At 62.5% G+C, this 14,990-nt stretch carries 12 protein-coding genes; 6 read left to right on the forward strand and 6 right to left on the reverse strand.

The window, feature by feature from the left end; all coding sequences use genetic code 11:
- Positions 1-70: 70 nt before the first annotated feature.
- From NKH93_RS05110 to NKH93_RS05125, 4 genes are all read left to right on the forward strand, one after another.
- Positions 71-1,042, forward strand: a complete 972-nt coding sequence (locus tag NKH93_RS05110; RefSeq protein WP_352768881.1) for an ABC transporter substrate-binding protein — start codon at positions 71-73, stop codon at positions 1,040-1,042.
- Positions 1,043-1,116: 74 nt separating this feature from the next.
- Positions 1,117-2,196: a quaternary amine ABC transporter ATP-binding protein gene (locus NKH93_RS05115; RefSeq protein ID WP_352473409.1), complete on the forward strand. Its 1,080-nt coding sequence runs from the start codon at positions 1,117-1,119 to the stop codon at positions 2,194-2,196.
- The gene (locus NKH93_RS05120) at positions 2,193-4,175 is read left to right on the forward strand and encodes an ABC transporter permease (RefSeq protein ID WP_352969428.1); all 1,983 of its coding nucleotides are present in this window, start codon (positions 2,193-2,195) and stop codon (positions 4,173-4,175) included. The genes NKH93_RS05115 and NKH93_RS05120 overlap by 4 nt, the downstream gene beginning before the upstream one ends.
- 158 nt (positions 4,176-4,333) lie before the next feature.
- Positions 4,334-5,881: an autotransporter outer membrane beta-barrel domain-containing protein gene (locus NKH93_RS05125; protein ID WP_352969430.1), complete on the forward strand. Its 1,548-nt coding sequence runs from the start codon at positions 4,334-4,336 to the stop codon at positions 5,879-5,881.
- Positions 5,882-6,004: 123 nt separating this feature from the next.
- Here the strand turns inward: NKH93_RS05125 and NKH93_RS05130 are convergent, their stop codons facing one another.
- The 5 genes from NKH93_RS05130 to NKH93_RS05150 all read right to left on the reverse strand — a co-directional run bounded on the left by NKH93_RS05130 (position 6,005) and on the right by NKH93_RS05150 (position 10,798).
- Positions 6,005-7,186, reverse strand: a complete 1,182-nt coding sequence (locus NKH93_RS05130; protein WP_352821868.1) for a M20 aminoacylase family protein — start codon at positions 7,184-7,186, stop codon at positions 6,005-6,007.
- A gap of 45 nt (positions 7,187-7,231) precedes the next feature.
- Positions 7,232-8,005, reverse strand: coding sequence for an amino acid ABC transporter ATP-binding protein (locus NKH93_RS05135; protein ID WP_023674014.1), 774 nt, complete (start codon positions 8,003-8,005; stop codon positions 7,232-7,234).
- A complete protein-coding gene (locus tag NKH93_RS05140) occupies positions 7,992-8,912 on the reverse strand; it encodes an amino acid ABC transporter permease (RefSeq protein ID WP_352969432.1) in 921 nt (306 codons plus the stop codon). The genes NKH93_RS05135 and NKH93_RS05140 overlap by 14 nt, the downstream gene beginning before the upstream one ends.
- A gap of 8 nt (positions 8,913-8,920) precedes the next feature.
- On the reverse strand, positions 8,921-9,751 hold the full coding sequence (locus tag NKH93_RS05145) for an ABC transporter substrate-binding protein (RefSeq protein WP_502896430.1): 831 nt from the start codon (positions 9,749-9,751) through the stop codon (positions 8,921-8,923).
- 72 nt (positions 9,752-9,823) lie between these two features.
- Entirely contained in the window at positions 9,824-10,798 is a 975-nt protein-coding gene (locus NKH93_RS05150; protein WP_352969434.1) for a substrate-binding domain-containing protein, read from the reverse strand.
- Between the two features lie 109 nt (positions 10,799-10,907).
- Here NKH93_RS05150 and NKH93_RS05155 point away from each other — a divergent pair, with 109 nt between their 5' ends.
- Positions 10,908-12,245 carry an aminotransferase-like domain-containing protein gene (locus NKH93_RS05155; protein ID WP_352969436.1) on the forward strand — a complete coding sequence of 446 codons (1,338 nt, stop codon included), beginning with the start codon at positions 10,908-10,910 and terminating at the stop codon, positions 12,243-12,245.
- A 25-nt stretch (positions 12,246-12,270) separates the two neighbouring features.
- Here NKH93_RS05155 and NKH93_RS05160 read toward each other — a convergent pair whose 3' ends face one another.
- Positions 12,271-13,629: a trimethylamine monooxygenase gene (locus tag NKH93_RS05160; protein WP_352502036.1), complete on the reverse strand. Its 1,359-nt coding sequence runs from the start codon at positions 13,627-13,629 to the stop codon at positions 12,271-12,273.
- A gap of 259 nt (positions 13,630-13,888) precedes the next feature.
- On the opposite strand from NKH93_RS05160, the gene NKH93_RS05165 reads away from it, so the two are divergent.
- Entirely contained in the window at positions 13,889-14,611 is a 723-nt protein-coding gene (locus tag NKH93_RS05165) for a helix-turn-helix domain-containing protein (protein WP_352768906.1), read from the forward strand.
- Positions 14,612-14,990 lie beyond the last annotated feature (379 nt).

Here is a 14,990-nt window from a genome sequence, read left to right on the forward strand (position 1 = left end):
ACACAATCAAAAAAAGACGCAAGAAGGGAACTAACGATAATTTCCACCAGAGCTTGACAGGAGAACAAGCATGTCACTTCGGAGCATGATTTCGAATTTCTCAATGGGAGCCTTAACACTTGCCGCAGCCGCACTGACATCTTCGGCCTATGCGGCCGCGCCGGAATCCAACGACCCGATCAAGATCGCGCTGTTCGATTGGACCAGCGTCAATCTGAACGCCAAGATCCTCGGCGGCATCCTCGAAAAGCTCGGCTATACCGTCGAGTATCCGACCGCCGACTATCTCTCCAGCCTGACCACCGGCCTGACCAATGGCGACATCGATGTCGGCCTGGAATTCTGGGACACGACGGCCGGCGAGGCGATGAAGGCCTCGGACGCGACGGGCCAGACCGAACGCCTCGGCAAGCTCGGACCCAAGGCCAAGGAAGAATGGTGGTTTCCCGAATATATGAAAGAGAAATGCCCCGGCCTGCCGAACTGGGAAGCGCTGAAAGACCCGAAATGCGCCGAGGCCTTCTCGACGGCCGAAACCGCGCCGAAGGGGCGTTATCTTGGCGGACCCGTGACATGGGAAGGTTTTGACGATGAACGCATCGAGGCGCTGAAACTGCCCTTCACCGTCATCCATGCCGGTACCGATGCGGCGATGTTCGCCGAACTGGACTCGGCCTATCAGCGCAAGGCGCCGATCATGCTGTGGATCTATTCGCCGCATTGGGCGCCAGCCAAATACAAGGGCGAATGGGTCGAATTCCCCGACTATACGACCGAGTGCTACACCGACCCGAAATGGGGTGTGAACCCCGACGCGAAATATGACTGCGGCAAGCCGCATGGCGAGATCTGGAAATATTCCTGGGCCGGCATGAAGGACAAATGGCCGGTCGCCTACAAGGTCGCGAAAAACTACACGGTCGATACCGACGAGCTCAACAAGATGAGCGGCGAGATCGATCTCGAAGGCAAGACGCCGGAAGACGTCGCCGCCGCCTGGATCGCCGCCCACGAAGCCGACTGGAAAGCCTGGGCCGAGTGACCGTCTGACTGGAAACGCGACGACCCGGCCAGTCAGGGCCGGGTCTCGATCCCCTATTCCAGAAGGACGATTGCATGAGCGATACGATTGAACAGGCGGTGAAAGCAACGGGCAAGGATGCGCGCCCGATAAAGCTTGGCTGTCGCAATGTCTGGAAGCTGTTCGGGGCGGACGCGGCCAATTTCATCCGCCGGCGCGACGGCAAGGCCAGCCTGGCGGACATCGCCGCGGCCGGACTGGTTGGCGCGGTGCGCGCCGTCGATCTCGAAATCCGCCAGGGCGAGATCTTCATCATCATGGGACTTTCGGGGTCCGGCAAATCGACGCTGGTGCGCTGCATGTCGCGGCTGATCGAGCCGACCCACGGCAAGGTCGAGTTTGAAGGCAAGGACCTGCTCAAGATTTCCGATGCCGCGCTGATCGAGCTGCGACGCCATCGCATGGGCATGGTGTTCCAGAATTTTGCCTTGCTGCCGCATCTCAACGTACTGGAGAACATCGCCTTTCCCTTGGGCATCCAGGGGCAGGATCGGCCGACGCGCGAGAAGCGGGCCCGTGAAGTCATCGAGCTGGTTGGCTTGCGCGGCCGCGAGCATTTCTATCCGCGCGAGCTTTCCGGCGGACAGCAGCAGCGTGTCGGCATCGCCCGCAGCCTCGCCACAAAGCCGGAAATCTGGTTCCTCGACGAGCCGTTCTCGGCTCTCGATCCGCTGATCCGCCGTGAGATGCAGGACGAGCTGATGCGGCTGCAGACCATGCTGCACAAGACCATCGTCTTCATCACCCATGATTTCGACGAGGCCATCCGGCTGGCCGACCGGATCGCCATCATGAAGGACGGCGAGGTCATCCAGATCGGCACGCCGGAAGAGCTGGTGGTCAACCCGGCGACCGACTATGTCGCCGAATTCACCCGCGATGTCGATCGCGCCAAGGTGATCTCGGCGCGCCGCCTGATGCGCGCCTGCGACGGCGCCGAGTACGGCGGCACGGTCGCGCCGGATGCCAAGATATCAAGTTTTTCGGCAGATATCGTCTCTGCCGGCAAGCCCTTCGCGGTGGTCAACGGCACCGGCAAGCCGATCGGCGAAGTCACGCCGCAGGCGGTGATCGATCTTCTCGCCGGCATCGAGCGTCGTGGGGCCGGCGGATGACCGTCACGGCAAGCGCCAGCGCAGCGAGGCCCCGGCCGGTTCAAACCTGGCTGGCGATCTGGGCCTGTGCGCTCGCCGCCGTGCTTATTGTCTTCCTGCTGCAGGAAAGCCTGCCCTGGGCGGTCAATTACCCGGCCGGCGCGATCGTTCCTGTCGCTGACTGGGTCGGTGCGCTGATGAACTGGGTGAAGTCGAACTTCTCCTGGCTGACCCGCTCGATCACCGCGGTGCTTGGCGTGCCGCTCGATTTCGCGCTCGGTCTTCTGGCCAAGAATTTCAAGATCGGCCATAGCGCGGATATGATCGTCTTGCCGCGCCTGTCCTGGGTCGGCGTCTGCGCTGCCGCCTACCTTGCCGGACGCGCCGCCGGCGGCTGGAAGCTGGGTGCGCTGGCCGGCGGCTGTTTTCTCTACATCGCGCTGTTCGGGCAGTGGACCAGCGCCATGCTGACGCTGGGCTTGATCTCGATCGCCGTGCCGTTTTGCATTGTTACTGGGCTGTTCGCCGGCATCTGGGCATGGCGCAAGCCTTGGGCGGAGAGGTTGTTGATCTCCCCTGCCCTCGATCTGATGCAGACGATCCCGACCTTCGCCTATCTGATCCCGATGCTGCTTCTGTTCGGCAACAGCCCGGTCTCGGCAATGATCGCGACGGCAATTTTCGCGACGCCGCCAATGGTGCGGGCGACGATGCTCGGCCTGTCGCGGGTGCCGTCGGAGATCGACGATTTCAGCGAGATGGCCGGCTGCACGGCACGGCAGAAGCTGTGGCGGGTGCTGTTGCCGTCGGCGCGGCCGACATTGATGGTCGGCGTCAACCAGGTCATCATGCTGGCGCTCAATATGGTGATCATCGCCTCGATGATCGGTGCCGGTGGGCTCGGCTATGACGTGCTTTTGGCGTTGCGCGCGCTCAAGGTCGGCGAGGCGATGGAAGCTGGCCTCGCCATCGTCGCGCTGGCAATTGCACTCGACCGGCTGAGCCAGGCGATCGCGCACAATCACGCCAAGCGCAATGTCCGCCATCAGGCCAGCACCAGTTTCTGGCGGCGCTATCCCAATCTGGCGCTGGCTGTTGCCATCCTCGCCGTCGCCACGCTGCTCGGCCTGTTCGTGCCGGCGTTCGCCGCGGTGCCGAAAGCGATCACCTTCACCACCGCGCCTTTGTGGAAGGCGGCGGTGAACTGGATCACCATCAACTTCTTCGACACTATCGAAGCGTTCCGCGTGGCGCTTATCCTCAACGTACTGAACCCGGTGCGCGCCTTCTGCGAGGGTTTTCCGTGGCTGGGCGCGGTGTGTCTCCTCGGCCTTGCCGGCTACCAGCTCGGCGGCTTGCGCCTCGCCGCCCTGGTCGCGGCTTTGACAGCGTTCTGCGCCGTCACCGGACTTTGGGAAAAGACCATGGCGACCGTCTATTTGTGCGGAATCTCGGCCTTTATCGCCTGCCTGATCGGCATCCCGATTGGGCTGATGGCATCGCGCAGCGACCGCTTCGAAAAGACCGTCACGCCGGTCATCGACACGCTGCAGGTGCTGCCGTCGTTCTGCTTCATCATTCCGGTGGTGATGCTGTTCAGGGTCGGCGACGTCACCGCGATGATCGCCACCGTCGCCTTCGCCGTGGTGCCGGCGATCCGCTACACCAATCACGGGATCCGGCAGGTGCCGCCGGCGCTGATCGAGGCGGCGAAGGTTTCGGGCTGCACCAGGCGCCAGACCTTCTTTCGCGTGCAGCTGCCGCTGGCGTTGCCCGAGATCATGCTCGGCGTCAACCAGACCATCCTGATGGCGCTGGCGATGATCATCATCTGCGCCATGGTCGGCACGCGCGATCTCGGCCAGGAGGTGTTCATCGCCCTGTCCAAGGCCGATTCCGGTCGCGGCATCGTCGCCGGCCTAGCCATCGCCTTCATCGGCATCGTCGCAGACCGGCTGTTCAACGCCTGGACGGCGAAGGCTCGGGCAAGGCTGGGATAGTCCGGAATAGGACGGCCTCAGGAAGCTGCCGCCAAGCGCGCCGTTAACGAGGCACCGATCCCTACGTCTAAAGACATAGCCATTCGGGATTATTGCTCGTTTTTGCCTCACATCGTACGGCTGTTATGGGACGGGTAGGCTCAACAGGAGAGCGGATAATGTCTACACGCGTTCCCTTTACTACCAGTGATCTAGCAGATCATCAGTGGGGTATCGATGACGCCCTCACAGGCGATCCGAATACGAATATCTTGACCGGCGACGCTGGCGGCAGCCTGCTCGATTTCTCAAGAGGCGGCAACGACACCTTTACGGAAACCGCACCGTCGACTTACACCTTCTACGGCGACGCGGCTCGGAGCTTGTTCAATTTTGCTCGGGGCGGTGACGACACCTTCACGGTGTCGAGCTCCTCCACCACCACTGCTTACGGTGACGCGGGCGACGATATGTCGGACCACAGCAAGGGCGGCAACGACACTTTCACGGGCGCCGCGCAAGCCAGCAACATTTTCTTCGGCGACGCCGGCGGCAACATGATCGGCCATGCTCAGGGCGGCGACGACCGTTTCACGGCCTTTCCCAACTCCTTCAACACTTTCTACGGTGACGCCGGCGTCGATATGTCCGACCACACCAAGGGTGGCAATGACACCTTCGAGGGCACCAGCGTGGCCGTCAACATTTTCTTTGGCGACGCCGGGAACAACATGTCTGGCCATGCTCAAGGTGGCGACGACCGTTTCACGGCCAGGAGCGACTCCAGCAACGCTTTCTACGGGGACACCAGCGGCGATATGTCGGACTACAGCAAGGGCGGCAACGACACTTTCAATGGCGCTAGTGACGCCAACACTATTTTCTACGGTGATGCCGGTCGCAGCATGTCTGGCCATGCTCAGGGTGGCGACGACCATTACACAGACTTTGGTGGCACGATTCAGACCAAAACCTTCTTTGGCGACGCGAGCCTACATATGTCCGACTTTGCTAAGGGCGGCGACGACACCTTCACGAGCGTGGGTGGGTTCGTGATAAGTTTCTATGGTGACGCGGCCGGCATCATGTCCGACTCTGCTAGCGGGGGCGATGACGTGGCCGTGCTGCAAGGCACCCATAATTTCGCCTATGGCGACGCTGGCGCGATGGCCGGCAATGCTGTGGGCGGCAATGATATCCTAACCGGCGGCAATAAGAGCTCTGGTCCTGATGTTCAAAGCGAGTTGTATGGCGACACATTCGCTATGTCCGGGTCCGCCGCGGGCGGCAACGATATTCTTACCGGTGGCCTCAACAGCGGAAGCGGCCAGGTCCGTAATTTCCTGTGCGGCGACGCTCTGCAGATGTCCGGTTCGGCCAGGGGCGGAAACGATACCCTGTACGCCGGGACCGCGGCACCCGGCTGCACCGTCATCAACGACATGTGGGGTGACGGGCAACTGAGCGAACTGGCTCAGGGCGGCAGAGATCAATTCATATTCAAGGACGATGTTTCAATGACGGTCGGAACCCAAAACACCATCTACGATTTCAGCCAGACCCAAGACGACACCGTTGTATTTAGTGGCGTGGAGGGCGTGCAATCGTTCGATGATCTCACAATTGCGCAAAGTGGAACCGACACCATCATTACCGCAGGAGTCGATCAAGTTACTCTCGCAAACTTTACAAGCCCGCTGACGACGGGTGACTTTTTGTTTGTCTGAAAGCGAAGCTCTTATCGCATTCGAAGTGGGGGAATGCGTGAGAATTCGTTGAGCATCGTCGCGCGGCCGGTCGCCCCAATAATGCTCGACCGGCCGATCGACAATCCAAGCCGCAGTCATGGATCAGGCGGCCAGGAATCTCTCGGTCAAACGAGCCCAGAGCGCTGCGCCGACGGTCAGATTGCCGTCGTTGAAATCATATTTCGAGCTGTGCAGGATGGCTGAATCCTCGCCGTTTCCGAGGCGCAGAAAGCAACCGGGTTTGTGTTCGAGGAAATAAGAAAAGTCTTCGCTGCCGGGGATCAACGGGCAGACGGACACCTTGTCCTGACCGACGAGTTCGACAGCGATGTCTGTCGCAAAGGACGTCTCGCGCTCGGAATTGACCACCACCGGGTAGCCGCGCTCGTAATCGATCTCGACCGTTGCGCCATGCGCCTGCGCCACAAGTGCTGCGATATTGCGAATACGCTGCTCGAGCGTGTCGCGGATCTCGGCCGAGAAGGAGCGGACGCTCAATGTGATTTCGGCGTGTTCCGGAATGACGTTGGAGGCCGTGCCTCCGTGAATCGTGCCGACGGTGACGACAGCGGTCTCGATCGGGTTGACGTTGCGCGACACAACCGTCTGCAGGGTCATGACGATGTTGGCGGCAGCGACGATCGGGTCGACCGTCAGGTGCGGACGCGAGGCGTGGCCGCCACGCCCGGCGATCCTGATGGTGACGGTATCGCTCGCCGCCATCAGCGGCCCGGCGCGCATCAGGAACGAACCCGTCGGCGCGCCCGGGTGGTTGTGCAGCCCGAATATCGCATCGCAGGGAAAGCGCTCGAACAGGCCGTCGGCGATCATCGCCTGCGCCCCGCTTCCCTTGCCGGCTTCCTCGGCCGGCTGGAAGATGAGGTTCACCGTGCCGTTGAAATGCCGTGTGCGCGCCAGGTATTCGGCGGCGCCGAGCAGCATCGTGGTGTGGCCGTCATGACCGCAGGCGTGCATCTTGCCGCTGGCCTGGCTGCCATAAGGGAGATTGGTAGCTTCGGTGATCGGCAGGGCGTCCATGTCGGCACGGATGGCGATGCTGCGGCCGCTGCCCTGGCGCAGGCGACCGACGACACCGAGCCCGCCGACATTGCGCGTCACCTCATAGCCCCAGCTTTCGAGCCGTTCGGCAACGTATGCAGCCGTTTCGTGCTCCTGGAATGAAAGCTCGGGATGCGCGTGCAGGTGCTGGCGGGCCGCTGCAAGCTCGGCGGCCTTGTCGGCGAAGTCGGAAATATCGGCGAACTGGTTGGAGGTCTTTGGCATGGAAGGTCCTTTGCCGGCCGAGCAGGTGCCGCGCCGGCTTTGCTTTTAGATGAAACGGCTCAAGAAAGCCCGCGTGCGCGGGTGCCTGGGTTTGGCGAGAACCTCGTCCGGAGGCCCGGCCTCGATCACATTACCGTCGTCCATGAACACCACCCGATCCGCCGCTTCGCGGGCGAAGCCGATCTCATGCGTGACCACGATCATGGTCAAGCCCTGCCTGGCGAGATCGCGCATGGTGGCGAGCACCTCGCCGACCAGCTCCGGATCGAGCGCCGAGGTCGGCTCGTCGAAGAGCATCAATTTCGGGCGGATGGCGAGCGCACGGGCGATGGCGACGCGCTGCTGCTGGCCGCCTGAAAGCTGGCGCGGATAGGCGTCGATCTTGTCGGCAAGACCGACACGGGTCAGCAGTTCGCGGGCGTAGCCGATCGCCTCCTTGCGGTTCTCCCGGTGAACGCCGACCGGAGCCTCGATGACGTTCTGCAGGGTCGTCATGTGCGGATAGAGATTGAACTGCTGGAACACCATGCCGATCTTGCGCCGCTGCGCGGCGATCGCGCGGTCGGAAAGTTTGTCGAGGCGGCCGTCGTGCAACCGGTAACCGATCTGCTCGCCGTCCACCTCGATCGACCCCTGGTCGATCGCCTCGAGATGATTGATGCATCGCAGGAAGGTCGACTTTCCGGAGCCGGACGGTCCGAGAATGACCACCACCTCGCCAGGCGCGACGTCCAGATCAATGCCCTTCAGCACCTCGAGCGGGCCGAAGGCCTTGTGAACGTTGCGCGCCCGGACCAGGGGCGTGTCATGCGCGCTCATTGGCGGCCTCCAGGGTGGCGGTCGCCGTCTTCTCGCGCGCACCGCGATCGCCGCGGCTGTAGTGGCGTTCGATCGCGCCTTGCGCGACATTGAGGACCGAGGTGATCAGCAGGTACCACAGCACTGCAACCATCAGCAGCGGAATGATTTCGAAGGTGCGGTTGTAGATCGACTGCACCGAGTAGAGCAGGTCGGCCATGGCGATGACGCTGACAAGCGACGTTGCCTTGATCATGCTGATCAGCTGATTGCCGGTCGGCGGCACGATCGACCGCATCGCCTGCGGGATGATGATGCGCCGCAAGGCCCGCGCGCGGGTCATGCCGAAGGCTTCAGCCGTTTCGGCCTGTCCCTTGTCCACCGACAGCAGCCCGCCACGGATGATCTCGGCCATGTAGGCGGCCTCGTTCAGCGCCAGACCAAGAACGGCGGCGGTCAACGGCGTGATCAGGTCGTTGGTGTTCCAGCTGGCGAAGCCGATGGAAATGCGCGGAAACAGCGTCGAAAGGTTGTACCACAGGATCAATTGCACCAGCAGCGGCGTTCCCCGGAAGAACCAGATGAACAGGCCGGAGAGAAGGGATGCCAGCCTGTCGCTCGACATGCGCGCGATGGCGAGCAGCAGGCCGAGCACGATGCCCAGGATCATTGCCACGACCGTCAGGCCGAGCGTCACCGAAAGCCCCTGCATGACCGTCGGATCGAAGAAATACTGGGCGACCACCGGCCAGCCGAAATTCGGGTTGACTGCAACGATATAGGCGAAGCCGGCCGCCACGGCGACGGTGAACGCCCAGAGCGCCAGCCGGACGAGCGGAAACGGCCGGTGGGCTCGTTTGACGTCGCGCAGCGCGTCGTCGGGACGTCGCGGCAGCCCGGCCGCGTAGGCAGCGGTGGCATCGGTCATGGCAGCCTCTACTGGCCCTGGTTGATGCCTGGCGCGTCGATCATGTTCTTCTCGAGGCCCCACTTCTTCATGACCGCGGCGTAGGTGCCGTTCTTCATCAGGATCTTGAACGCGTCGAGCAGCACGCCGCCCAGCGGCGAGCCCTTCTTGACGACGGCGCCTTGATAGATGTCCTTGAAGCCGTTGGCCTGGCCGACCCCGGCGAGTTCCAGCTGGCCCTTCGCCTGCTCGACGAAATAGGTCAGCGGCGCCTGCGAGGAGAAGAATGCGTCGGAGCGTTTCGACCGGACGGCCAGTATCGAGCTCGGCTGGTCGGTGAAGGATTGCACCTCGACGGCCGGCTTGTCGCCCTCGGTGCATTTCTGCGCCTGCTGCTTGATGACCTTTTCGGCCGAGCCACCCGACATGACGGCGATGCGCTTGCCGCACGCGGTGTCGAGCGAGGTGATGCCTTGCGGGTTGCCCTTCTCGACGGCGAAGACGACGTATTCGCGCACCCAATCGATGAAGTCGTTGGACTTCTGGCGATCGGGATAGTCGCCGACAGGACCCATCGCGAACTGATAACGGCCGGCATTGATGCCGCTCAGCAAAGCCGGCAGGCCGGCGACCGAGGCATGATCGATCTTGACGCCGAGCAGCTGGCCGATGGCATCGGAAATGTCCCTGGTCGCCCCCGACAGTTCGGTGCCGGTGACGATCTCATAGGGCGGGAACGAGCCGTTGTTGACGGCTGTGATCTTTCCCGCCGTGCGGATCTCTTCCGGGAGCCGGGCCCGCAAATCCTCGTTCACCGATTGCTTCTGGATATCCTGGGCAAAGCTGGCCTGCGCCAGCATGGTGACGAGCGAGGCGAATATGAAGCTGATTGTCCTCATGGCATTCTCCTTCGTGTTCTTCGTTGTGCGTTGTCAGGCTGCGGTGGCCCGCGATCTGGCCTCGAAAGGAAACAAGGCTTCGGCGGAAATCGGTTCCGCCAGGATGCCCTGGGCATGGAGCTCGGTGACGAAATCCTCGATCATGCGCCGGTTGGCCGGCAGGCCGCTGGCGTTCCAGGAGGCAGGCAGGTCGCGCCCCGCATGAACCAGCTCCTCGAGGATCCAGGGCGAGGTATCGGCATATTTTCGGCGCTTTGCCGTCCAGACGCGCTGGCTTTCGTCGATCAGCCTGGCGAGTTCCTGCGGCAGCCAGGGGTGCTCCCTGGCCACTGCCGCCTTGACGGCGACCAGATGCATGCCCGGGACATAACCGACGTCGGCGAAATAGGCGCGTTCGGCCGCGCGAAAATCGCGCAGCACTTGCCGGAAGCCGGAAGCCGGGCCGAAAAAGCCGTCCGGCATGAAGGGCGTGAAAACGGCGTCGAGCTCGCCTTGCGACAGCAGCTCCATCATCGGGCGCTCGCCTGGTGCTGCTTCGATGCGCCCCGGCCTGCCGAATCCGTCGAGGCGGTCGGCGATCGGGTGCTCCGATGTCAGCCTGCCGGCGAACCAATAGGCATCCTCGACGCCGACGCTTGCCCGGCGAAGTGCCGCGCGCGTCCATGTGTTGCCGGAATCGCGCCAGCCGGTCACGCCGATGCGTTTGCCGGCAAGGTCGGAAAGCCGTTCCAGCGGGCTGGCCTCGACCGTTATGATGCAGCGATGGCGAAAGCCGCGCATGATGAAGCACGGTATTCCAACCACCGTATCCCTGCCCGAAGCCATGGCCGACACATAACGGCTGAACGAGACCTCCGCCGCATCGTAGTTCGGATCGGTGCCGAGGTCCGGAATGAGCGTGGCGACGCGATCAACCTTCACCGACAAGCGGCTCGAAGTGACGTCACCCAGCACCAAAGGGGTGAGATAGTCCCAATCGCGGGTGGCTATAGTGATGGAGACGGGCATCGGCATGAACTTCAAGACTATGTTTGACCGGCGATTGGTAAATGTTTATTTTTGGCCGATCAAATGTTATTATGTTATTGAACATTAGCTTTAGCGGTTGCGGGTGCCGATGGATTTCGATGCAGGATGGTTCGCCGAGCGCCTTGGCGACCGCACGATGCGCGGCATCGCACGCGAGACCAGTGCGCTGATCAGAAGCGGCGCGCTGCCTGTCGGCGCAAAGCTTCCGCCGGTGCGCGATCTGGCCTATGTGCTTGGCGTCAGCCCGGCGACGGTCTCGCAGGCGTGGAGCGAGTTGCGGCGCTACAAGATCATCGGCGGCCGCGGACGCAACGGCACCTGGATCATGGGCAACCGCTTTGCCGCCCGGCCCGAGCGCCACATGAGCGGCGGCAATTACGGACACGACGTTCTGAACCTGGCGATCGCGGAGCCCGATGTGAGGCTCTTGCCGCCGCTCGACATCGCGCTGGCGCATGGTGCGCGCGCCGAAAAGCTCAACAGCTACGAGCGGGTGCGCATCCTGCCCGAGCTGGAGGCGGCAGTGCGCCCGTCATGGCCGTACGATCCCGGCGCGTTCCTGGCCACCAATGGCGGTTACAACGCCATCTACACCTTGCTGCATGCGCTGGTCCCGCCGGGAGCGCCGGTGGCCATCGAGAACCCGACGGCGCTTCGCCTGCTCGACATCCTCGAGGATCTCGACGTGCCGATCATCCCGGTAGACTGCGACAGCGACGGTCCCTTGCCGGATGCACTTGCCAACGCTCTGCGGCAGCGGCCCGTCGCGTTCCTGTTCCAGCCGCGCGTCCATTCGGTGACCGGCGCCTGCATGTCGTCGGCGCGGCTGGAAGTCATCGGCGACCTGCTCGCCGGCACCGACGTGCTGATTGTCGAAGATGACGGCGTCGGCGATATTGCCTCGGCGCCGCGCATTTCGCTTGGCCGGCGTTTTCCCGATCGCGTCGTCCATATCCTGTCCTATTCCAAGACCCACGGCCCGGATTTGCGGCTCGCCGTGCTGTCCGGATCGGCGACGATCGTCGAGCAGATCCAGTCCTACCGCAGCTTCAGCTCGGGATGGACCAGCCGCATCCTGCAGGCAGCCACCGCCTGGCTGCTGCAAGACCCGGCCACGGCCGCCCTGGTGGAGCAGGCGAAGGAGGTATACCGCGGCCGTCGCGAACGGCTCGCCGGCGAACTGGCCAAACGCAATGTCGATATCGACGCCGGACACGGTCTCAGCGTCCTCATTCCGGTTGCTTCGGAACCTTACGCAATGGTCACGCTGGCCGCCCACGGCATCGCGGTCCATGCCGGAGCGAAGTTTTCGACCGGAAAAACGAACGCTGTCCGCGTCGCGACCAGCATTCTGGACGAGGAGCACCTCGAGCACGTCGCAAATTCCCTGGCGCTGGCAGCCGACCCGGCGCGGGAAGTTGTCTGAGGCAAGTCAATCGCCGTTCGGACTGCTACTCCGCCGCCACGCCCTTCATCTCGAGATAGCTTTCCATCGAATCGTCCATCGCCTGCAGCCACGGCGTATGATGCAGCGGCGCCATCGTGCCGGTCATCAGCGAGCGGTAGGCATGGTCGCGGAAGCCCATAATGTCTTGCGCCTTGTGGTGCTCCCACTCCATGAAGGTCTGATTGACAGCCTCGACATCGAAGCCGGGATAGTCGGTCTGCTCCATCAGCTCCCTGGTGTAGTCGCCCTGGAACCAGATCATCTGCTCGGCGTCTTCAAGTGTTTCTTCACGTGCCCGCCATTTCCGGCCGTGCTCGGCCATCGCTTCGGCCGACGGCAGCTTGATGCGGCCCATGATGACGTCGCGGGCGAGCCAGGCCTGCGCGTCGAACATGTTGAAGGTGTAGAACTGGTCCTGCATGCCGATATAGGACAGCTTCGGGTTTTTCTCCCAGACGACGCCCTCGTAGAGCCCGTCCGGCCACATACGGTTTGCGGTCTTCAGCTTCAAATCCTCGGTGAGGAACGGGAAGGAATGGAGGTAGCCGGTGCACAGGATGATGGCGTCGACGTCTTTGGTGCTGCCGTCCTTGAAATGCGCCGTCTTGCCGACGACCTTCTGCAGAAGCGGCACTTCCTTCCAGTTCTCCGGCCATTTGAAGCCCATCGGCTTCGAGCGGTAGCTGGAGGTGATCGATCTGGCGCCGTATTTGTAGCATTGCGAGCCGATGTCCTCGGCTGAATAGGAGCGGCCGATTATCAAAATGTCCTTGCCCTTGAATTCCATGGCGTCGCGGAAATCGTGGCTGTGCAAGATACGGCCGTTGAAGGTCGAAAAGCCCTCGAAATAGGGAACGTTGGGCACGGAGAAATGACCCGAGGCGACGACGACATTGTCGAACTCTTCCGAGTAGGTGACGTCGCTGGTGCGGTCATGCGCGGTGACGGTGAATTTTTTTGTCGTTTCGGAAAAGGTGACCATGCGCACCGGACTGTTGAAGCGCACCCATTGGCGCACGCCGGATTTTTCGACGCGGCCCTTGATGTAGTCCCACAGCACGGCGCGCGGCGGATAGGAGCCGATCGGCCGGCCGAAATGCTCCTCGAAGGTGTAGTCGGCGAATTCGAGGCATTCCTTCGGGCCGTTCGACCAGAGATAGCGGTACATCGAGCCGTGCACCGGATCGCCGTGCTCGTCGAGGCCGGTGCGCCAGGTGTAGTTCCACAGGCCGCCCCAGTCGGACTGCTTTTCGAAGCAGACGATCTCGGGAATATCGGCGCCCTTGTCGGCGGCCGACTTGAAGGCCCTGAGCTGGGCCATGCCGGACGGCCCGGCTCCGATGACGGCAACACGATCTTTCATTGCGGGCCTCCCGATCTCATTTCCCTAACGAAACAAATTTCACTGACAGGACAGTAATTGCCCCTTCGATGCTGTCAACAGGGCTTGTCGCGAAACCGCGTTTCGCCCAGCTGGATTTCCAAGCAACGCGGTAGCTCGGGCGAAATCCGGACATTGCGCAATTCGACACGGGTGGCTTGCCGTGGCAGTTGCGCTTCTGTATCGGCACCGAATATGTTCACCGTGAGTGAAATGAATCGGCAAGGTCCGGGGTGGCAACATGGCGAAAAAAGCATCCAGTCTAAAGCCCGCTGCGGCCGTCGTCGCCGCCAAAGCCAAGCCGTCGGTCGCTGCAATCGATCCGCGCAAGATACGCGCGCCGCTCACCCAGAACCCGCACGCCATTCGCGACACCCGCGAAAAGGTCCTGGAGGTCGCCATCGGCCGCGAGGTGCGGGCCTTCCGCAAGAAGCTCGGCATCACCGTCGCCGATCTGGCTGCCGCCACCGACATTTCGCTTGGCATGCTGTCGAAGATCGAGAACGGCATCACCTCGCCATCGCTGACCACGTTGCAGGCGCTGTCGCGGGCACTCGGCGTTCCCGTCACCGCCTTCTTCCGCCGCTTCGAGGAAGAGCGCAGTGCCGTCTTCGTCAAGGCCGGCGAAGGCCTCGACGTCGAACGCCGCGGCACGCGCGCCGGCCACCAGTACAATCTGCTCGGCCATATCGGCTCGAACACCAGCGGTGTCGTCGTCGAACCCTATCTGATCACGCTGACCGAGGATTCCGACGTGTTCCCGACCTTCCAGCACGAGGGCATGGAGTTCCTCTATATGCTCGAAGGCGAGGTGGTTTACCGGCACGGCAGCAATCTCTACCCGATGAAGCCCGGCGACAGCCTATTCTTCGACGCCGACGCGCCGCATGGCCCGGAAGTGCTGAGCGTTCTGCCGATGCGTTATCTTTCGATCATCTGCTACCCGCAGAGCAGCGCGGGGTGAGCCGGAGATGAGGGCGCGCAAGCAATCCTGGATCGCCGCACTCCACGGCCACGGTAACGGCATGGATCCTAGGGTCTCCGCTACGTCGTAGCGGAGACCCTGGGATCCATATGTGGACGGCGCCCTGCCTGCAACGGTTGTTTTGCGTCGTTTTCGATCGCTTGCGTCCATATGTCCGGCCTTTGAGCACGGTCCTTGCGGCCGCTGGCCAAGGTGGGGTTCGCGACGCCCGTTCCAATCATGCCAGCGGTTTCGTTGGCCAATGGATCCCTCGGAGATCGATCACGCCATCTTCCTTCCGTTGCAAGAGCTTGTGTTCGGTGTTCCTCCGTTGCGGCCTATCCGGGCATGTCAGCGCCGTGCTGAGCCGCGGTCAGGG

Origin of the sequence: Mesorhizobium sp. M0954 (genome assembly GCF_040319155.1) — a bacterium.
GTDB lineage: Bacteria > Pseudomonadota > Alphaproteobacteria > Rhizobiales > Rhizobiaceae > Mesorhizobium.

Coding starts and splice junctions, on each gene's coding strand:
- NKH93_RS05110 (WP_352768881.1), top strand. CDS start 71: ATGTCACTTCGGAGCATGATTTCGAATTTCTCAATGGGAGCCTTAACA.
- NKH93_RS05115 (WP_352473409.1), top strand. CDS start 1,117: ATGAGCGATACGATTGAACAGGCGGTGAAAGCAACGGGCAAGGATGCG.
- NKH93_RS05120 (WP_352969428.1), top strand. CDS start 2,193: ATGACCGTCACGGCAAGCGCCAGCGCAGCGAGGCCCCGGCCGGTTCAA.
- NKH93_RS05125 (WP_352969430.1), top strand. CDS start 4,334: ATGTCTACACGCGTTCCCTTTACTACCAGTGATCTAGCAGATCATCAG.
- NKH93_RS05130 (WP_352821868.1), bottom strand. CDS start 7,186: ATGCCAAAGACCTCCAACCAGTTCGCCGATATTTCCGACTTCGCCGAC.
- NKH93_RS05135 (WP_023674014.1), bottom strand. CDS start 8,005: ATGAGCGCGCATGACACGCCCCTGGTCCGGGCGCGCAACGTTCACAAG.
- NKH93_RS05140 (WP_352969432.1), bottom strand. CDS start 8,912: ATGACCGATGCCACCGCTGCCTACGCGGCCGGGCTGCCGCGACGTCCC.
- NKH93_RS05145 (WP_502896430.1), bottom strand. CDS start 9,751: ATGCTGGCGCAGGCCAGCTTTGCCCAGGATATCCAGAAGCAATCGGTG.
- NKH93_RS05150 (WP_352969434.1), bottom strand. CDS start 10,798: ATGCCCGTCTCCATCACTATAGCCACCCGCGATTGGGACTATCTCACC.
- NKH93_RS05155 (WP_352969436.1), top strand. CDS start 10,908: ATGGATTTCGATGCAGGATGGTTCGCCGAGCGCCTTGGCGACCGCACG.
- NKH93_RS05160 (WP_352502036.1), bottom strand. CDS start 13,629: ATGAAAGATCGTGTTGCCGTCATCGGAGCCGGGCCGTCCGGCATGGCC.
- NKH93_RS05165 (WP_352768906.1), top strand. CDS start 13,889: ATGGCGAAAAAAGCATCCAGTCTAAAGCCCGCTGCGGCCGTCGTCGCC.